Source organism: Cytobacillus firmus DS1 (assembly GCF_000565285.1).
GTDB classification, from domain to species: domain Bacteria; phylum Bacillota; class Bacilli; order Bacillales; family Cytobacillaceae; genus Cytobacillus; species Cytobacillus firmus_A.
Genome location: NZ_APVL01000015.1, coordinates 19,461 through 38,689, shown reverse-complemented (window position 1 = coordinate 38,689; position 19,229 = coordinate 19,461). Strand labels below are relative to the sequence as shown.

Annotated in this window: 20 protein-coding genes and 2 riboswitches; of the genes, 8 read left to right on the top strand and 12 right to left on the bottom strand. The window is 42.8% G+C overall.

Translation table 11 applies throughout. The annotated features are described in order from the left end of the window. Positions 1–85 precede the first annotated feature (85 nt). Positions 86–223 carry a hypothetical protein gene (locus PBF_RS26200; protein WP_160169269.1) on the top strand — a complete coding sequence of 46 codons (138 nt, stop codon included), beginning with the start codon at positions 86–88 and terminating at the stop codon, positions 221–223. A gap of 291 nt (positions 224–514) precedes the next feature. Further along, the gene (locus PBF_RS18080; RefSeq protein WP_035331680.1) at positions 515–1,363 is read left to right on the top strand and encodes a TVP38/TMEM64 family protein; all 849 of its coding nucleotides are present in this window, start codon (positions 515–517) and stop codon (positions 1,361–1,363) included. A 57-nt stretch (positions 1,364–1,420) separates the two neighbouring features. Here PBF_RS18080 and PBF_RS18075 read toward each other — a convergent pair whose 3' ends face one another. Beyond that, positions 1,421–1,792, bottom strand: a complete 372-nt coding sequence (locus PBF_RS18075) for a PaaI family thioesterase (RefSeq protein ID WP_035331679.1) — start codon at positions 1,790–1,792, stop codon at positions 1,421–1,423. 161 nt (positions 1,793–1,953) lie between these two features. Between PBF_RS18075 and PBF_RS18070 the strand changes: the two genes are divergently transcribed. The 5 genes from PBF_RS18070 to PBF_RS18050 all read left to right on the top strand — a co-directional run bounded on the left by PBF_RS18070 (position 1,954) and on the right by PBF_RS18050 (position 6,425). Further along, a complete protein-coding gene (locus tag PBF_RS18070; protein ID WP_035331678.1) occupies positions 1,954–3,063 on the top strand; it encodes an alpha-hydroxy-acid oxidizing protein in 1,110 nt (369 codons plus the stop codon). Positions 3,064–3,167: 104 nt separating this feature from the next. Continuing rightward, positions 3,168–3,551, top strand: coding sequence for a DUF302 domain-containing protein (locus PBF_RS18065; RefSeq protein WP_035331676.1), 384 nt, complete (start codon positions 3,168–3,170; stop codon positions 3,549–3,551). A 69-nt stretch (positions 3,552–3,620) separates the two neighbouring features. Continuing rightward, positions 3,621–3,736: riboswitch (TPP riboswitch) on the top strand. Positions 3,737–3,850: 114 nt separating this feature from the next. Continuing rightward, positions 3,851–4,339 carry an energy coupling factor transporter S component ThiW gene (thiW, locus tag PBF_RS18060; protein ID WP_035331674.1) on the top strand — a complete coding sequence of 163 codons (489 nt, stop codon included), beginning with the start codon at positions 3,851–3,853 and terminating at the stop codon, positions 4,337–4,339. Positions 4,340–4,479: 140 nt separating this feature from the next. Then, positions 4,480–4,581: riboswitch (TPP riboswitch) on the top strand. 59 nt (positions 4,582–4,640) lie between these two features. Further along, the gene (tenA, locus tag PBF_RS18055) at positions 4,641–5,330 is read left to right on the top strand and encodes a thiaminase II (RefSeq protein WP_035331672.1); all 690 of its coding nucleotides are present in this window, start codon (positions 4,641–4,643) and stop codon (positions 5,328–5,330) included. 258 nt (positions 5,331–5,588) lie between these two features. Next, positions 5,589–6,425 carry a DUF6843 domain-containing protein gene (locus PBF_RS18050; protein WP_035331670.1) on the top strand — a complete coding sequence of 279 codons (837 nt, stop codon included), beginning with the start codon at positions 5,589–5,591 and terminating at the stop codon, positions 6,423–6,425. A gap of 66 nt (positions 6,426–6,491) precedes the next feature. Here PBF_RS18050 and PBF_RS18045 read toward each other — a convergent pair whose 3' ends face one another. The 8 genes from PBF_RS18045 to PBF_RS18010 all read right to left on the bottom strand — a co-directional run bounded on the left by PBF_RS18045 (position 6,492) and on the right by PBF_RS18010 (position 13,980). Continuing rightward, positions 6,492–7,640 (bottom strand): MGDG synthase family glycosyltransferase, encoded by a 1,149-nt coding sequence (locus tag PBF_RS18045; RefSeq protein ID WP_035331669.1) that lies wholly within the window; start codon positions 7,638–7,640, stop codon positions 6,492–6,494. Between the two features lie 16 nt (positions 7,641–7,656). Then, a complete protein-coding gene (locus tag PBF_RS18040; protein WP_035331667.1) occupies positions 7,657–8,244 on the bottom strand; it encodes a DedA family protein in 588 nt (195 codons plus the stop codon). Beyond that, positions 8,241–8,948: a polysaccharide deacetylase family protein gene (locus PBF_RS18035; protein ID WP_035331665.1), complete on the bottom strand. Its 708-nt coding sequence runs from the start codon at positions 8,946–8,948 to the stop codon at positions 8,241–8,243. The genes PBF_RS18040 and PBF_RS18035 overlap by 4 nt, the downstream gene beginning before the upstream one ends. Positions 8,949–9,207: 259 nt before the next feature. After that, complete coding sequence (locus tag PBF_RS18030; RefSeq protein ID WP_035331664.1) at positions 9,208–10,029, bottom strand: manganese catalase family protein; 822 nt, start codon at positions 10,027–10,029, stop codon at positions 9,208–9,210. A gap of 110 nt (positions 10,030–10,139) precedes the next feature. Beyond that, positions 10,140–11,147 (bottom strand): FecCD family ABC transporter permease, encoded by a 1,008-nt coding sequence (locus tag PBF_RS18025; RefSeq protein ID WP_035331663.1) that lies wholly within the window; start codon positions 11,145–11,147, stop codon positions 10,140–10,142. Beyond that, positions 11,144–12,154, bottom strand: a complete 1,011-nt coding sequence (locus PBF_RS18020) for a FecCD family ABC transporter permease (RefSeq protein WP_035331662.1) — start codon at positions 12,152–12,154, stop codon at positions 11,144–11,146. Before PBF_RS18020 ends, PBF_RS18025 begins: the two co-directional genes overlap by 4 nt. Positions 12,155–12,254: 100 nt before the next feature. Next, the gene (locus tag PBF_RS18015) at positions 12,255–13,184 is read right to left on the bottom strand and encodes an iron-hydroxamate ABC transporter substrate-binding protein (RefSeq protein WP_035331661.1); all 930 of its coding nucleotides are present in this window, start codon (positions 13,182–13,184) and stop codon (positions 12,255–12,257) included. Continuing rightward, entirely contained in the window at positions 13,132–13,980 is an 849-nt protein-coding gene (locus PBF_RS18010) for an ABC transporter ATP-binding protein (RefSeq protein WP_035331660.1), read from the bottom strand. Before PBF_RS18010 ends, PBF_RS18015 begins: the two co-directional genes overlap by 53 nt. A 225-nt stretch (positions 13,981–14,205) precedes the next feature. Between PBF_RS18010 and PBF_RS18005 the strand changes: the two genes are divergently transcribed. Next, entirely contained in the window at positions 14,206–15,255 is a 1,050-nt protein-coding gene (locus PBF_RS18005) for an NAD(P)/FAD-dependent oxidoreductase (protein WP_035331659.1), read from the top strand. A 176-nt stretch (positions 15,256–15,431) separates the two neighbouring features. Here PBF_RS18005 and PBF_RS18000 read toward each other — a convergent pair whose 3' ends face one another. From PBF_RS18000 to PBF_RS17990, 3 genes are all read right to left on the bottom strand, one after another. Then, positions 15,432–16,646, bottom strand: a complete 1,215-nt coding sequence (locus PBF_RS18000; protein WP_035331658.1) for an MFS transporter — start codon at positions 16,644–16,646, stop codon at positions 15,432–15,434. A 381-nt stretch (positions 16,647–17,027) separates the two neighbouring features. Beyond that, positions 17,028–17,252 carry a hypothetical protein gene (locus PBF_RS17995; protein WP_035331657.1) on the bottom strand — a complete coding sequence of 75 codons (225 nt, stop codon included), beginning with the start codon at positions 17,250–17,252 and terminating at the stop codon, positions 17,028–17,030. Positions 17,253–17,417: 165 nt separating this feature from the next. Next, positions 17,418–19,151: an ABC transporter ATP-binding protein gene (locus PBF_RS17990; RefSeq protein WP_035331656.1), complete on the bottom strand. Its 1,734-nt coding sequence runs from the start codon at positions 19,149–19,151 to the stop codon at positions 17,418–17,420. Between the last annotated feature and the right edge of the window lie 78 nt (positions 19,152–19,229).

Sequence of the window (19,229 nt, the reverse complement as noted above, 5' to 3'; positions counted from 1 at the left end):
CAGGAAAAATCCTTCTAAAGTATGCTTTAAATAATAGTAATGAGCACATATTAATTTAAAGAACTATAAGGAAGGAGCAATTGAATTGACCAGAAGAGATGAGCAAAATAAAAAACAGGCACAAGGTCCAAAAGAGGAGAGGGAGCTTGTCAATGAGTTTGGAAAATATAAAGGGGATCAGCCGGTTCCGCAGCCTAAGGATTATGATGAGATAGAGTATTAGAAAAAGCAGGATAATCCTGCTTTTTTAAAAGGTAAGAAAGTATAAAATTTTGAACGTCGATAACTGTCTAGCGCAAGCAGCCTACCCCCTCGAGGTCACAAGCCGATCCTCCCAAAAAGGCAAAGGACGCCTTTCCGTGAGGCTCGTCTTGTGCTTGTCGGGGGTGGGCAAGGCGCTTGCGCTTTTCTTATCTAAGTCTCTGGCCTTAGATTATTTTAATGCTGAGGGAGCTTAATCCTTCTTGTATTCTTTTTTAAACTATAGTTAAGAAAAGCAAGAAGGGGAAAATGTATGAATGGAAAAATAGAAGTTAGTTTGCACGGGCTTATCATTTTAATATCATTATATATATTGTTTAATTTTATGCCGACACTTTTGCCTGCGTATAAATGGGTTATTAGTACAGGCATGGCTGCCATATTAGTGATGGATTTTTACTTTATATCTGCAGGCAGGTTATCACGGGTGAAATACAGCAGACTGGCACTGATTTATATGTTCAGTCTGCTGTTAATCGTTTTTATTACTTTTTATTTAACAAAAATACTCGTTCTGACTGATGCCTATGGGCTCGAGAGTATACTGAGGGAATATGAAGCGGAAGGTAAGCTCATTTTTTTCCTGGTTTGCTTTTTACAGCCCATCCTTTTGCCGCTTCCTGAAGCCGTCACACTGCCTGCAGGAAGTGCCGTTTTCGGTCCTGCTGCCGCTGCCTTTCTTGGATTCACAGGTACACTTTCGGGGATTATTGTTATGTTCTGGACTGCAAGGATAGGGGGAGTAAAGCTTGTATCGAGGTTTATAAAGGAGCGGCATCTGGACAAATACAAAAAATACATGGAGAGAAATGAAAACACCATACTAGTCCTGCTGTTTGTTATTCCGATATTGCCGGATGAGATCATTTGTGTTGGAGCAGGAATGGGTGGTGTTTCATTTAAAAAGTTCCTGGGAATTGCGTCTATATCCAAAATAGCAACTTCCTTGCTGCTGGCTTACTCTCTTTCATTCGCAAATGCACTATCTTTATCCGGCTTACAGCTTTTATTTGTTGTTTCAATGGCGATAGGAGTATTTTACAGTGTTTTTCACTTTTATAAAAGAAGAAAAGAAGCTATTAGGATTTTCCGTAAGCTTTAAATGGTTCCTCCTATCGCTGTCAGCGAAACTATTCACGCAACGATAGGATTGTTCACTCTAAATAGATGCGAAAATTCCGGATGCTTTGGCAACCACCTGATTCTGATCGTTATAAATCAGGCAATCTGTGTGGCTGAGTGTCCGTCCTCTTTTCACAAGGTGAGCATCGGCAACTAGATATTCCCCTGTCGCCCCCTTTAAGAAACTGACCTTCAAGTCAGCGGTCACAACGGACTGCTTCTGATTTTCATCCGGCTCGAAAATATTCCCCATCGCTACATCCGCAAGAGTGGAAATAATTCCTCCATGCACCAGGCCTGCGCTGTTAATAAAGAGCGGCTGGATGGGCAAGGTAACTTTCATATGGCTTTCACTGATTCTTTCGTAATGGAATTTCAGAAATTCATCAAAAGGCTGTTTGATAAGCATGTGCTACACTCCAATTTATTAAAGTTAAAATGGTATTCCCGATTTTTTGTAAAATCCCTGCTAATTTGTTGAGAAGAGGCTGTATAAATTAATACAAGGTTTCTTAAAATCAAAAAAAATGATATTATTTTCAATAAATTCAAAAAAAGGCGGGGCTGGAAGTGGCAAATGTAGAGAATATTAGTTTCGCAGAAAACTTTCCTATTTCATTTAAGGAGCTTGAAGAGGAAGCAGTGAAAGTGATGAGAGCAGGCGGATTTGGCTATGTCCAATCAGGAGCCGGCGGGGAAGAAACGCTGAAAAAGAATATCGAATCCTTTGCAAGATACTCAATAGTACCGAGGATGCTAAGAGATGTTTCAGTGCCGGATATAAGTGTGAAATTATTTGGGAAAACATATCCTTACCCGGTTTTCCTGGCACCGATTGGGATGCAGCGGCTTGAACATAATGAGGGAGAGCTGGCATCTGCACGGGCAGCAGCTTCGTTTGGAGTTCCTTTTATCCAGAGCACAGTATCCAGTTATTCCATTGAAGAAATCGCTAATGCAACAGGCACGAGTCCAAAATGGTACCAATTATATTGGTCCAATTATGAAGAAGTATCGTTCAGTATGGTTCGCCGTGCGGAGGAAGCGGGGTATGAGGCAATTGTGTTAACGGTTGATACGGTGATGATGGGATGGAGGGAAGCCGATTTAAGAAACAATTTTTCCCCGTTAAAGCTTGGCTATGGAAAAGCAAATTATGAAAGCGATCCAGTCTTTATGGATTCTCTCCAGGATGGAGATGTCGTACAGGGAATCCTTGATAATATTCATCATCCAACATTAAGCTGGGAGCATGTTGCCAGATTAAAAGAGAAAACAAGTCTGCCAATTTTATTAAAGGGCATACTTCACCCTGAAGATGCCAGGCTCGCTGTTGAAAAAGGAATAGACGGAATCATTGTCTCCAATCATGGCGGCAGACAGCTTGATGGGGTGATTGCGGCGATTGATGCGCTTGAACCGATTGCAAAGGAGGTTAAAGGACGGATTCCGGTATTGTTTGACAGCGGCATTCGCCGAGGTTCAGATGTGGTTAAAGCTCTCGCGCTGGGAGCCGACGCCGTTTGCCTGGGACGGCCGTATGTGTACGGCTTGGCCATTGGCGGGCAGAATGGAGTTGAAAAAGTGCTTGCCAACTTTATAGAAGAAACTAAAGTGTCGCTTTCACTGGCAGGGGTGGGGAGCTTAAAGGATATTGCCGGTCTGCAGTTAATTCGATAAAGCTTTTTTTTAAAAAACTTGGCTTGTTGACAGTTGAGACTGTGTTTAATAGTATACCTATAGGGGTACATAATTAATATGCCAATACTAAAGGAGATGCAGTCATGTTCGATTACACAGTTGAAACCGAAAAATCAATAGAAGAAGCGATATCCTCACTGGAAGGAAGTCTGAAGGACGAACAGTTTGGAGTTCTATGGCAGTTTAATGTACAGGAGAAGCTGCAGGAAAAAGGATTGGAATATAACGAGGCATTCCATGTATTAGAGGTATGTAATCCGAATGAAGCACATCGCGTTTTAACACAGAATAAAATGGCCGGCTACTTCCTGCCTTGTAAAATTGTCGTCTATGAGAATGAGGGCAAAACGAAAATTGGCATGCCAAAACCGACAAGTATGATTGAGCTAATCAATGACGAATCTGTTCAGAGCATCGCAGCAGAAATTGAAGAACGCTTAATCCAGTGCATCAAGAAAAGTATATAAGCTAAAAGATTGATGACAGTTCCGGAATAATTTGTTAAGCTTGAAACAGCTTATCAAATTAAATATCTATGTAACTACTAGGGGTGCCCCGAATGTGCGGGCTGAGAGGAAAGCGCTTATAGCTTTCCGACTCTTATGGACCTGATCTGGTTAATGCCAGCGGAGGGAAGTAGGATTTGACAATATGTCGATTCATATACTTAAACCAAGCCGGGTCCTTTGTGGGGATCTGGCTTTTTTGTATACATACTTCTCATCCGGATAAGCAATCAGGCTGCCCGTTTAGAAAGGAGGTTTAGATGAACAGAACCCGATTGTTAACTACTATGGCTTTATTAACGGCAATTGGAACACTGGGATCCCATTTGCTCTGGTTTCCAGCAGGTATAGCCAAGGCCTATCCGGTCCAGCATGCGGTGAATGTATTGGCCGCGGTGACGCTTGGACCCCTGCCTGCAGCAGCCGTTGCTTTTATGATTGCTTTGCTTCGTAATTTGCTGGGATTCGGGACACTGCTTGCGTTTCCAGGCGGCATGATTGGTGCGTTTTTGGCTGGTGTTCTTTATTTGAAATTCGGCCGGAAAATATGGGCTGCCGTTGGAGAGGTGGTGGGCACCGGCATAATCGGTGCATTGTTTGCCGTTCCGTACGCAAATATACTCATGGGCAGTGCGACGGGTGCATTCTTCTTTGTGCCGCCGTTTCTGGTCAGCAGCATTGCCGGTGCGGCGATAGGCTGGATGGTATTGGCGAAGGTTAAAGAGAAGAATTTGGTTCAGAATATATGAGAATTTTTGACTAGAAAGCTGTTGAGTAAACTCAAACGAGTGGTGCAAGAAGAACAACCCGATTTTATTAGCGAATTTCAAGAGTTATGAGCGAAAAACCTCAAGTAAGAAAGTTGGTAAAAAAACAATTAAAAACGTTAGAAAACTGCTAGGGGCGCTACGGCTGAGATAAGGAGCTTTTCCTTTGTCCCTTGGAACCTGATCTGGATAATGCCAGCGCAGGGAAGCAGTGAGGACCTCGATCTATATCCTCATGCTTTTTCCCCGGCAGCTTCTGAATTAAATAAGGAGGCTATTTTTTATGACTTTTTCAGAGATTCTGCGCAAGGAAAATGAAGATTTGTTTCAGCTGATATTTGAGCACCCGTTTGTCCAGGGTATCGGGAGAGGGGACGTGCCGAAAGAGGCGCTGGCCCATTACATTAAAGCGGACTTTGAGTATCTGAATGCGTTCATGCATATTTATGGGATTGCCATTTCAAAGTCTGCAGAGCGTAAGGATATTGCTTATTTTAATCAGCAAATAGAATTTGTATTGAACAGCGAAGTACATCCCCACCATAATTTTTGCCAGCAGATTGGCGTGGATTACGAAGCATTGCAGGGCTATCCGCTCCCTCCAACAGCTGATCATTATGTTAAGCATATGATGTATCATGCCCACACAGGCGGCATGGGTGAGATCCTTGCTGCATTATTGCCTTGCCCATGGACTTATTGGGAGATTGGGCTTGAACTCATGAAGCAATATGAGCCGGATGAGAACCATCCGTTTTATCCATGGATCTCTTTTTATGCAAATTTAAGGGTCGAAGCTGTGACCATGAATATGAGGAACCGTTTGGATGAGCTTGCTGGTGCGGCATCACCGGAAGAAAGGCAGCGAATGAAGGATGCTTTCCGAAAAAGCTGCCAGCTGGAGCTTGGCTTCTGGGAGATGGCTTATACCTGCGAAGAGTGGCCGGCGGGCAACACGGCAGCAGTCAGATAGATAAGCGTAAGAGCCTCACTCACCCCCGACACCTCGAGGGGGCAGGCTGCTTGCGCTAGACAGTTATCGAAGTTCAATATTTATATTTTCTTAATAATAAAAACGCCTGCATCTGTCTATGCAGTGCAGGCGTTCAAGTGATAAGAAAACTGTATAGATGGGTATGTCACATTTATGATATATATTGGGTTTAACCAAGTATCTGTGCTAGAATATATGTGAAAATATTCACAATAAAAGAAGGGATTGACTCATTCTATGCTGGGATCAAAAATAAAAACAGCCCTGCAGGCTTCCATTCTTTTTACCTTTGGATTTTGGCTTCTCTTTTTCTTTTCTGAAGGGGAACTGTTTTCTTTTTTCCTGATTGTGGTTTTTTTGTACTGTTTATTCGGAAATATTATATACGGTATTCCGGTTTCACTCCTTTCTGAGTTTTTAACCAGAAATCTGGCAGTATGGCGATTCCCTGCATCTGCATTTATACATACCTTTTTAGCTGCTGTGACTTATTTTATTATGGAAGGGTTTGCTTATTACGCATTAATTGCTGCGGTCCTTTTCTTTTTAGTGGACGAGTGGCGGAAATGGGACCGCGAGATGCCGGGAAGCAGGAAGGTTACCTTGAATGCAGCCGGTTTCCTCGTAGCATGCCTGCTGCCGATAGGGTTCTTTTGGATGCTCCAGAAGGCAGATCTGGAAGAAAAAACTCATGATCTATATCTTATTCCAAAAGGGTATGCTGGTCAGGTGAGAATTGTTCATGAAATAGAAAATGCACCTGTGCCTGAGTCAGAAGGAGAGTATGATGTATTTCGGGTGAATGACAGGGGATATGCGATTACCTCTTTACCGCAGAGTGAAGGGTACATTGAAGACTTGTACTATTATGTGGATGACAAGGGAGAGCGTGAACCTATACCGGAAAGCTGTATTTCACATGGCGGAGCAGGCGGTGTACAGGGAGACGGATATGATTATTCGTATACTTATTTTTCGGTTGGCTGTGAGGAGGACATAGCTGATCAAGGAAATGGCCCTGGTATTGAGGATATTCTTTATGAAGAAGGATTGATCAATCAAACGTTTGATTGAAATTAAAAACAGCCTGGAGATCTCAGGCTGTTAAATTATTTTAGGCTAGAAAAATGACCTGAAGGTTTACTTTATAATAGTTGGAACGGCTCTCAGGGAATGAACAGTGTCCGGCGTTTTTCTGCCGGTGCTTTTAATTGAAATGAAGATGGCATAGTCCAATGGGCAAGTGACTTTTTCCAGATAAGAATCAATGTGTTTTCGTAGACTAAGCATAGCTTCTTCGTTATTAAGCTGTTCAGTAATTTGCCTGTCGTAAATAACAGTCACCAGATTTTTCTCAAGCAAATAGTCTAAATTGATCTCTTCTTGTCCCGGAAGTGAGGTATGGACCAGAATCGGAAGTTTCTTTTGCAGTGCTTCACTAATTGTGACTCCGCCTGGTTTGGTCAAAATAGCATCCGCTTTATTATACAGCTGGTTCATTTCATATGGGTCTTCAATATATCCAATAGGCTCGATTTGCTTTGAATCAAGAGCTTGAAGTGAGCTATATAATTCGTCATTATTTCCACAAAGGATCAGAAATTGAATATGCGGAACCTTTTGTATAGATTCTATAAAATCACAGTTTACTAAGCCGCTGTTTCCTCCGGCAACCAGGATATGGCGTATCCGGTTATCTTTCTTAAATGGAGCCGGGAGGTGATAGGCAGAATGAACCGGAATGCCGGTAACAAAAATTTGTTCATCCGAAATATGGTGTTTATTAATAAGCTCTTCCTTCGCCTCAGGATGAGGAACGAAATGAAAGTCAATTCCCCGTTTTCCCCATATATCATTTATAAAAAAATCCGTGTAAACATTCACCGCAGTAATGTCCAGGTATCGTCCCTTTTGCTTTAGAGAACTGATGATCCCGGAAGGAAAAGAATGAGTGCAAAATATTAAATCAGGATTTTCTTCATCAAGGAACTTCTTCATTTTTCTTTCAAAATAATAGGATAGAACCTGTAAATCAGGCTGCAATTTAAAAGGATGCTGTTTATACATAATGGTGTAATATAATGCCCTGTAAAGGAAAGGGGCACCCAGGAATCCTTTTAAATATATGCCTGAGACCAGCTTTTCAAGCTTATCACTGCAATAGGAAAGAAAGTCCACTATTTTGATTTCCGCATCAGGATATTGGCTTTTAATATTATCCTGTAGGGTTTTGGCAACTTTTGAATGTCCCGTAGGGAATTGAAATAATGGGAGCAGGAGAACTTTCATAATACCCTCCTTTCTGTCACTTGAGTTTGTTTTTGGCATACTTAAAGAGCATGTAGATTACGAATACAGCTAATAATAGAACCCCGAGGTATGGCACGTATTCAGGATTTATATCAAATAAGCTTCCTGCAAAGTATCCGGCAGCAATTATAGGGAGAACCCAGCTGAGGGAGCCTGCCGCAGAATATAGAAGATACTGATGAAAAGGAACTTTTGAAATGCCGGCAAAGTAAGGACTAATCTGACGTATTCCCGGCATATAAAAACCCGCAAAAATCATAAAACGATGATTTTCCATGTATTTTTTCTGTGCGGTATTCCATCTTTTTTCAGTGATCCCGATATATCTGCCATATTTTCTGAGAAAGGGTGTACCTGCTTTTTTACCGATCCAATAGGCTGAAAGCATTCCGAGCAGCACACCTGCTTCTGCGCACACAGCAGATTCGGCAAAGCTTAATTTGTGATTTCCAATTAACACGCCAATCAGGAATAATAGCGATTCTTCCGGAGCTGGAATGCCGACAATCCCGAAAAATAAAAATAAAAAGATAATCCAATACCCGTATGACGAAATAAATTCAATAATTGTTTCAGTACTCATATGCGATGCCCCGGATATACTTCTTTTAAAGAAACAAATTGGATCCCTTTTAGTGCTTCCTGCTGCAAATACTCGTCCAGATGGCCAATCATATGCTCAGGTGCACTAGAGTCGGCGCCAAGAGTTTCACCGCTGTCGTGGAGAAGAAAAATACGGCCAGGCACGGTTTCCTTTGCCAGCGATTCGGAAAGGGTATTCCTGATATGCTTGGTCTTCCAATCTTTGAAAATCCCCGACCACATAATAATCTTATAATTCCTTGCAATCCAAAGGGTAAATAAATTGAAGTGGCCCCATGGCGGACGGTAGAAATAGACTTCTTCATTAATTGCAGCTTCTATAACTTTTTTTGTTTGCACCAGCTGTTTTTTTAATGATCCCGGTGAAAGGATCCAGCTTGAGATATGCCGATAATGATGGATGCCAATTGTATGCCCTTCTGCCTGCATTCTTTTAAGCAGCAATGGATGCTTGGCTGCTTTTTCCCCGACAACAAAAAAGGCTGCCTTTGCTTCATGCTTTTTTAAGACATCGAGAAGTCTCGCAGTATACTGGGGATCTGGACCATCGTCAAAGGTTAATGCAATGGAATTTGGTTCCGTTATATCTTTTACAATTCCCCAATTCAGCAATCGTATGAGCACAGTGGGCAGAACTGCATAACTAATAAATATAATCAGTGCTGCGGTAATAAAATAAATCATACAAACAAGATCCTTTCCAGCGGGTGAATCACTTATTTTCATTCCCTTTTAATAGTGAGGATAACCTTAATGTTCAGTGTGAATGTAAGGAAATTATTCCATTCATGATTTAAGGTGAGATGGTTTTATCATATAAAAAATTTGAAGGAAGTCAATGGAGAGTCGGAAATTAATGAGGGAAACCGGTCCAATTCAATCAAACGTTTGATTGAATAGTAAAACAGGCTGAATGCATCAGCCTGTTTTGTTCGGAATTATTTTAATCCATTGGCAATGTATTATGAAGATTTGGAGGTGCAGGCTTAAGCACAGGCTTGTCTCCTTCAGGCTTCGGATTGCTTACATATTTGTATTCTCCCTGGCCATCAAGAGCAGGGCCCTGTGCCCATCTGCCAGTGCTGCTTTCTTCGCCTGCTGACAGGTTGTAGAGTGTGTAAGCGATATCTGTGCGTTCATTTTCCCGCGGGAAGGTGCTGGGGACAAGCAGGCCTTCTTTTTCCTCAAGCTCTGCTATTGCTGCAGCCCATTGGTTTTGGTGGTAGGCGTCTCTGGCAATCAGGACGGAAAGCAGATCTTTAATGCCCTTATCATCTGTCATCTCATAGAGACGTGCAGCCTGCAGACGGCCCTGTGATTCTGCATTCAAGTTTGAACGGAAGTCTGCCAATAAGTTCCCGCTGGCTGTAATATAAGTGCCCATCCAAGGGTTCCCAACACTGTCAGCCGGTCGTGCGCCCAGTCCGGAGACAATGGCATGCTGAGGATTCATTCCTCCCATGATCGCACCGACGACTGGATCCTTCGCTGCTTCTTCCTGCTGATTAATTGGGGCATTGTCCATCAGTCTGGCAACCATTGTCGCGAGCATTTCCACATGTCCAATTTCCTCAGTTCCAATATCGAGGAGAAGATCACGATATTTTTCATTTCCGCGAGTGGCCCAGCCCTGAAACATGTATTGCATGGCAACAGTCATTTCACCATATTGGCCGCCAATCAATTCTTGCAGCTTTTTCGCAAAAACGGGATCCGGACGTTCCGGCTTTGCTTCAAATTGCAATTCTTTTACATGAAAAAACATCTAAATTCCTCCAATCTATTAAACTGTTAAATGATAAGACTCTATATATTTGCCCAGGAATTCCAGAAAAAAACATAAATAATAAAAAAAATGACGTGCAGGCCGGCACGTCATTTCTTTAATAATAAATACATAAAATATGGAGCTCCGATAATCGCAACCATTATTCCGGCTGGCAGGCCGTCCGGATCAGCCAGGTTCCGGCCGAGCGTGTCGGCGAATAGGAGCAGCCAGCCTCCTAATAGAATAGCGATCGGAATGAAAAGCTGATTCCTTGGCCCTACAAGCGCTTTAGCCATGTGCGGAGCAATTAAGCCGATAAAGGCAATTCCGCCGGTTACAGACACAGCTGAAGCTGCCAATGCAACGGCTGTAAGCAGAAGGCCAATCCGTTCTTTTTCAATGGATACCCCTATGCCGATGGCGACAGGCTCACTTAAGCTTAATAAATTCAAGCGATTTGCTTTATATAAAGTGAATGGAATAAGCAGAAGCAGCCAGGGGAGGAGTGCCCAGATGAAAGGCCAATCCGTTCCCCAGATATTCCCTGATAGCCATTTTGCTATGAAATCGACTTTCTCTCTTTCAGCTGAAGAAATCAGGACAATCATCACACCGGATAGCGCCATGGAGAACCCGACTCCAACGAGCACCATTTTCACTGGCTGAAGCCCCTCGTCTTTTTTATAGGAAAAAGCATAGATGAGAATAGCAGTAAGCAAGGCGCCGAAAAATGCGCATAACGGCAGCATGTAGATGAAAGTGCCAGCTTCAATCGGAACGAACAGAAAGAAAATGGCAATCGCAACCCCTGCACCTGAATTTATCCCGATGATGCCTGGATCCGCCAGGTCATTGCGTGTAATTCCCTGTAAAATCGCACCCGATAGTGCCAGTGCCATACCGGCTAACACTGTAATAAACACTCTTGGCAGCCGTATGGAAAATAACACAAACTCCTCTTTAAAAGTTCCCTGTCCCAGGATGGTAGGGATTAACCGGTCATAGGAAAGGGAGGCATATCCTAATCCCATTCCAATAACAATGGTAACAATAATCAGTACGGATAAAACGGCCATTAAAATTCGCTGTTTTTTAACTAATTCCGGCTGAATCATGAGAACGCCTTACCCCCTTTATGAACAATGAACAGGAAGAAAGGCAGCCCCATTACGGCAATGATGGCCGCAACAGGAGTTTCGTAAGGAGCATTGATGGTCCTCCCGAGTGTATCGGCAAGAAGCATAAATGTCGCTCCTGTGAGAGCTGACATGGGAAGAATAAAACGATAATCTGTTCCGACTAAAGCACGGACGATGTGAGGTACCATCAATCCGATAAATGCCATATTGCCGACCAGTGCAACAGCTGCCCCTGCAAGCAGGGTGACTAAAATAAACAGGATGATTTTAATTTGAGTCGTATTCTGCCCCAAGCCTACAGCCACTTCTTCGTTTAAGCTGAGTATCGTAAGCTGCTTGGAAAGAAAAAGGGAAACGAGTATGCCTGCTGAGATAACCGGGACAATAATTTGCAGCTGGCTCCAGGATGTGCCGACAAGCCCGCCTGCTGTCCACAAGCTGACATCTTTTGAAATCTTAAAATAGATGCCGGTCCCTTCAGCTATTGCAAAAAGGAAGGCAGAAACAGCGGCTCCGGCTAAAACGATTCGAATCGGAGAAAAGCCTCCTTTTCTCATGGCGCCAATGCCGAAAACCATCCCTGCACCGATAGCCGCACCGATGAAACAGGCGAACAGAATTCCAATATAATTTGCTGAAGGGATTAGAACAAGAGTTATGGCAAGTGCAGCATTTGCTCCGGCCGTTAATCCGAGCAGGCCTGGATCAGCAAGAGGATTTCTTGTCATTCCCTGCATGATGGCTCCAGAGATGCTAAGAGCTGCTCCGACAAAAATGGCCGCAATTTCACGGGGCAGACGGATTTCACGAATAATGGAGATTTTTTCTCCGGAAGCATTGGAGGTTAGTGCAAGCCAAACATCTCTGACCGTCACATCGGCTGCCCCGAACACACAAGCAGCCACAAACATACCGGCAAAAATGATGAAGCCTGCCGCAAGTTTATATATAAATGGAATGAAGGATTGAGCATCTTTAGTCATTGTACTTCCATCTTTCTTCGGGTTTATTTTTGCCATTCGGGAACTGTCTTTTTAAATAGGAAAGAGGAATTCCTAAAAACTAAGAATCCCTCCTGCAGTATTAGTTGCCTAAAAATGATTCTTTAAAGAACTCCAGCTGTGCATCAAGTGTGATTGGATCACTGAAGGAAGCGCCATTGCCTTCCATCTCAAAGACACGATTATTTTTCACAGCAGGGATATTTTTGTACGTATCGGTTTCCTGGAATGAATGATCTGCATCAGAGTATTTGCTTATAACAATATAATCTCCTGCATATTCCGGAAGCACTTCAGCTGAAATGGCATAGTAGCCATCTTTTAGGGCCATTTCCTTAACCTTTTCAGGCATTTTTAAGTCCATTGCCTGATACAGAATTTCAGTTCCGCGTGCCCAGTTATCGCCAAAAACATAAAGCTGTTTGTCGAAGATTTCAAATACAGAAACGGTTGCATCTTCGCCAATTTTTGCACGAATGTCCTCCCCGGCTGCTTCCGCGCGCTGTTTGAAATCAGCTACCCATTTCTTTGCTTCTTCCTCTTTATTAAGCAGCTTGCCGATTTCCTCATGCTGAGAAAGATAATCTAGTTTACCCCATGTATACGTTACAGTTGGTGCAATTTCCTTAAGCTTATCGTAGTTTTTAACAGTAGATAAGGCAATAATCAAGTCTGGTTCTAATTCAATTATTTTTTCAAGGTTATCTTCAGATACTTCTTCAGCATCCTTCAATTGTTCTTCAAAACGAGGATTATTTTTGGACCAGGTATCCACACCGACAATATTTACGCCCAGCTGCATGACATTTCCAGTAAAGCCTGAAAGGAGGACAACTCTTTTAGGATCAGCTGGGACCTCAACCGGTCCAGTCTCAGATTCATATGTGATCGTACCTGATTTTTTATCTTCCTTAGGTTCAGACGAGTTTGTATCTTTTTCTTCTGTATTGCCGCAGGCGCTAATTAGCAGAAGCAGCAAGATCGTAAATGGGATCATCAATAGTTTCTTCATGTGGATTTTCTCCTTTTAGTAAATTATAAGTTATACACATTGGTTTGTTTGTGCGGGGATCGCGTCCAATGACTGCATCAATATTGAACACTTTCCTTAAAACATCCTGTGTAATGACTTCTTCATAGCTTCCTGATTTAACAATTTCACCATCTTTTAGTGCGACGATATGGTCAGCAAAACGGGCTGCCTGGTTTAAATCATGAAGGACCATTACAATGGTGCGCTCCTGTTCCTCGTTCAGCTTTTGAAGAAGTTCGAGAACTTCAAGCTGGTGTGCCATATCTAAATAGGTGGTTGGTTCATCAAGGAAAATGATATCGGTTTCCTGTGCAAGTGCCATGGCAATCCACACTCTCTGGCGCTGGCCGCCTGACAAAGCGTCAACTGGCCGGAATTTAAATTCTTTAGTGCCTGTCACTTCGAGTGCCCAGTCGATGACTTCATAATCCTTTTTCGTCAATCTTCCGAATCCTTTTTGATAAGGGAAGCGGCCATATGAGACCAGCTCGCCTACTGTTAAACCGCTTGCACTTTCCGGTGTTTGAGGCAGGATTGCCATCTTCCTGGCAAGAATTTTCGTATTTTCCTTTGAAATGTTCTCCCCATCTAAGATGACAGTGCCTGATTGATGGGAAATGATCCGGGTAATGGCTTTTAAAAGGGTTGATTTCCCACAGCCATTTGGACCAATGATTGTTGTGATTTTCTTATCGGGAATCTGGACGCTGAGATCCTTTACAATTAGTCGTTCGCTATACCCAATGTTCAAGCCATCTGTATATAGACGGACCATTATGTAACCTCCGTTTATGTGAGAGTATATTTTCGATTGCATTCCTGCTAGTGATAATGATTATCAATTTCGGTTCTTTTTTACTATAAGTCTATCTGTTTTTTCTGTCAATAGAATTTAAAGGAAATAGCCTCAGAAAAAATTTCATTGTAAAAGGGGAAGAAAGGACGTATAGTTGAAGTGAGAATGATAATCAATAGTAATTGGTTATAGGAGTGAACGGGAATGAAGCAGATGGAGATCTATGATGTAACAGTTATTGGAGGAGGCCCGGCTGGACTTTACTCCACTTTTTACAGCGGTTTAAGGGAAATGAAAACAAAACTGATTGAATTTCAGCCCCATCTGGGCGGAAAGATCCATGTGTATCCTGAAAAAATGATTTGGGATGTCGGCGGGTTGACTCCTACTCCAGGAGCAAAGCTGATTGAACAGCTGGTCGAGCAGGGGCTGACCTTTAATCCGACGGTTGTCCTAAATGAAAAGGTGGAATCCATTAGTAAGAATGAAGATGGAGTTTTTGTTTTGAAAGGGTCTTCAGGCGAAGAGCATTTTTCAAAAACAGTAATTGTGGCCGTAGGCAGCGGAATTCTAAAGCCGCAAAAGCTGCAAATTGAAGGCGCAGAGCGCTTTGAGGTCTCCAATTTAAATTACACAGTCAAGTCTCTTGCCCATTTTAAGGATAAAACAGTTATTGTGTCAGGAGGAGGCAATTCGGCAGTAGATTGGGCCAATGAATTGGAGCCCGTTGCCAGGCAGGTATACATCACTTGCAGACGGGATGCGTTAACTGGCCATGAAGCTCAGGTTTCACAGCTGATGAATAGTTCGGTTATCTGCATTAACCATACGTCCATCACCAAATTAATTGCCGGCAGAAATCACGAGGAAATTGAACAGGTGGAATTGACCAATAATGAAACGGGTGAGGTTTCATATCTTGCCATCGATGAAGTGGTGATTAACCATGGATATGAGCAGGATACGGAACTCTTGAAAAATAGCAATTTGAATATTAATATGCTGGAAAATTTCTATATTGCCGGCAATGCAAACAGCGAGACGTCAGTTGAAGGGCTATATGCTGCCGGTGATATTCTTAAGCATGACGGCAAGCTTCACTTAATCGCCGGAGCCTTCCAGGATGCTGCAAATGCAGTAAATAAAGCGAAGCAGTACATTGAACCTGATGCAGCCGGGGCAGCGATGGTTTCATCCCATAATGATGTTTTTAAGAAACGGAACCGGGAATTGGTGAAGCAGCTGGTTCGCTAGGGACAAAAAACTTAAGCGCACATAATTTTTTTATCCGCACATAAAACCGGGTTATGCGCACAGAAAAAATTTTATCCGCCCATAAAATAAGGCTATCCGCACATAAACTGAAAAAACGCCAGGAATTAAGGCAAAATAACTGTAAAAAACCGGCCCACACGATGTGAGCCGGTTTTTTACGTACTGATCTTTTCTTTTATCTGTACTTCTGTCCGAATTTGCTTGAATTTTACAAAGAAAGCAGCTGTCATGACTAAGGATAGAATGCCAAAGATCACCACCATTACCTGAAGTCCGACGGCATCCAGCAGGAAACCTGTCAGCAGGAGCACAATTTGGAAAATAACACGATCAAGCATGTTTCGGAAGGAGAAGAATCTTCCGTGGAATTCCTTCGGCACCCTTGTTTGAAAAATGGTGGCTGCAGTTGGGAAGAAACAGCCAACGGCAAACCCGAATACAAAGAAGGCTGCAATGGATAGTACGGGCACATCTGCAAAGTACAGAAGCAGCTGTGAGACGCCAATGACAAATGAGAAGAAAAATAAAATAGCATAAGGCGAACGTTTTTGGCTGATTTGCTTGACGATAAATGCTCCGAGCATGAAGCCGATTCCTTCTGCAGTATAAATTAATCCTTTAATGGATGAACTGTCCTGAAGCTCGCTTATGTTAATGACCATCAGGTTGAAACCGCCAAGAAACAGCAGAGGGACCAGGGTTAAGATCAGTGTCATGAAAACAATAGGGAGGCCTTTAATAATCGGGAAAACCTCCTTGAATCCTCCGCTGCTCCCGGCTGACTCTTTTCCTGTGCCTGGCTGTTCCCTTTTTTCCTCGAAGTCCATAAACCAGGTTAATCCGAATAGAGCCAGGTAAGCGACCAACGATCCGATATAAAGCATGGATAATGGCAGAATGACTAACAGAACACCAGCCAATGCTGTACCCAATATCCTTGAAAGGGTGGACACATTCATGTGTACACCATTCAGCTGCAGCAAATCTTTATCTGCAACTACAAGAGGGATGGCTGCCTGCAGTGCAGGAAAGTAAAAGGCCGCTGACAATTGAATAAGAACGAGGAACAGAACCATCCACCACACAGATCCTGTTTGAATAGCAATCAGCATGAAAATAACACTAATAGCCCTCACAAAGCCTGCTCCGAGCATTACCGTCTTTTTATTCAGCTGGTCTGTAATTCTGCCGGCAAGGGGGCCGACTGCAATTCCCGCCAGCAAACCAGATGCAAGAATAAGTGATTTCAGGAAATCAGAAGGAACCTTTTCCTGCATAAACTCGAGGTTTCCTATTATGCCAAGCCAAAGGCCCAGACCTGCTATAAATTCACCAGCTAAAAGAATCCATACATTTTTATTTCTCCACATATAACGGCCTCACAATTTTAGTAAAATTTCGATAATCTAAAGATACTATAAACTTACAAAATAATGAATCTATTTTTTAAAACAGATGAAAATGAAAATCGTTATCAATTATAATAGCAAAAAAGAATAGAGGAGGAAATAGGCATGTTTATTCAATTAAAGACAATTATGGTTAAAGAGGGCCAAATGTGAAAAGCATTCTGGCAAAAGACAGCAGGGAGATTAAGAAGGTTCTTCAGGTTGAAATAGCACGGTAAATGGACAATAATAAGCAGAAAAAAATCAATCAAACGTTTGATTGAAAGGGTGTGGACGCAGTACTGGCACGGGATAGAGAGTACAGGCTGCGTATTTTTATTGATATGAATGATTTGTGAGGAATTAATGACTGCCGATTGCCTGTTCAATCGCAACCGCGGCAGAATCAATGGAAGGATATGTCCTTTTCTGTGAAGTTCCCGTATAAGTAACCTCAAAAGAATGAGACTCTTTTATATAACGAACCACTAGAATCTGTGATTGATCTTTGGTAAACGTTTGGGTGATTTGGCAATCGCTGTAGTACTTTAACGTTTCAAGCATGTTTTTTGTATGATCTAATGGCATAGTCCGCAACCTCCTTCTTGGGTTGGTGTATCCTATGAAGATCCTAATTCCATTATAAGGAACTTAACCTCCTGTTTATATGGATAATTTGTCACATTTTATCATAAGATTTAGACTTACAAGATCTGCAGCAAAAAGGCCAGTCTGCAATAGACTGGCTGCTTCTTATGCAAGCTGCTGCTCGGCAAATTCCCTGTATAGCTCATGAGTTTGTGTTAATTCAAAATGTGTGCCAATGCCTGTCACCCGGCCTTTTTCAATAAAGACAATTTGATCCGCATCGACAATTGTTGAAAGGCGGTGGGCGATGACGAAAGTTGTCCGTCCTTCCATTAGGCGGGTAAGAGCCTGCTGGACGATGCCTTCCGATTGGCTGTCAAGGCTTGCTGTAGCTTCGTCCATCATCAATATTTTAGGATCGCGAAGGAATGCGCGCGCAATGGCAATCCTCTGCCTTTGCCCTCCGGAAAGCTTCACGCCCCGCTCACCAACTTCTGTATCAAGTCCTTTCGGAAAATCTGCAATGAATTGATCGGCATATGCCATTTTTGCAACTTCCCATAATTCCTTATCCGGAATGTTTTCGGGATTTTCCAGTCCATAGCATAAATTCTCGCGGATTGTACCTGCCATCATTGCACTTTCCTGTGAAACATAACCGATTTGACTGCGCCAGGATTTAAGCGATATCTGCTGGATGGGTGTAAGGCCAATTTTAATTTCACCTTCAGCTGGCTCGTAAAATCTCTCAAGCAATCCAAACAGAGTGGTTTTTCCGCTTCCGCTGGGACCTGCTAATGCAATCATCTGTCCTGGCTGTGCTTCGAGTGAGATATTTTCCAGGACACTCTCATCTGCACTATAGGAGAAAGAAACGTTTTGGATAATAATCGGCTTGCCGCTGATATCCATCTCGATGCCGTCCTGTCCATCCTCCAATGGCTCTTCTAAGATTTCTATGATCCGTTCTGTCGCGCCTTTCGCTTTTTGCAGCTGTGTAAAAAACATCGCAAATGAAGTGATTGGCATAATAATCTGGAACAAATACAGCAAAAAGGCTACAAGAGAACCTGTTGACATCGTTCCACTGGCCACACGCATGCCTCCATAAGCGATGATCATGACGATGACCACCATCATGATCAGGTACATCGTCGGGCCAATGAGGGCAAAAATGCGTGCTTCCCGCAAACCGTAGCCAAGCAGTTTGCCGATGCCATCCAAACCTTTTTCTTCTTCATTTTGCTCTGCAGCAGAAGACTTCATTAAGCGGATTTCACCGAGTGTCTGGGTAATGTTTCCGGTAAAGATGGCCGTTTCATCTTGAAGGCCCCGGGATATTTTTGCCATCTTTCGGCCAAGCGGAATCATAATTGCCAGTGTAATAGGAACAGAAGTGAGCATCAGCAGTGTCATTTTCCAGTCCATCACAAGCAGGATGATAATTGCACCAATAATACTGATAATCCCGGTAATGAATTGCGGAAAGTGATTGGTAATCAGCTCCCTGACTATGCTGGTATCATTAACTACGCGGCTGACAGTCTGGCCGCTGGATTGCTGATCAAAATAGCGGACCGGCAGCCTTATGAGCTTCATCCACATCCTGTCCCGGAGCCGCGCTACCACTTTTTGTCCCACATAGCTCAGCAGGTATATGGAAATCCCGCTGATAATCGCCTGGAGGATAAAGGCTGCCCCGATTGCGATGATGAGCGGAACGCTTAAAGATTCAACTGAAAAACCGTCCACCAGGTTTTTGGTCAGCAGTGGAACCACCAGGCCGGTCAGGGTGGTTAAAATGCTCGCTGTTAAACCAATGATGAGGGCAGTTTTTGGAATTTTGGTTGATAGTATGAGTGAAATGAATGGTTTTAGGCTGGTTTGCTTTTTATCCATTTTATGTGCTCCTGTCTCTTATATATCGATATCATTATATACCATTGAAACTTCCATTTACCTGTTATGCACCTTAAT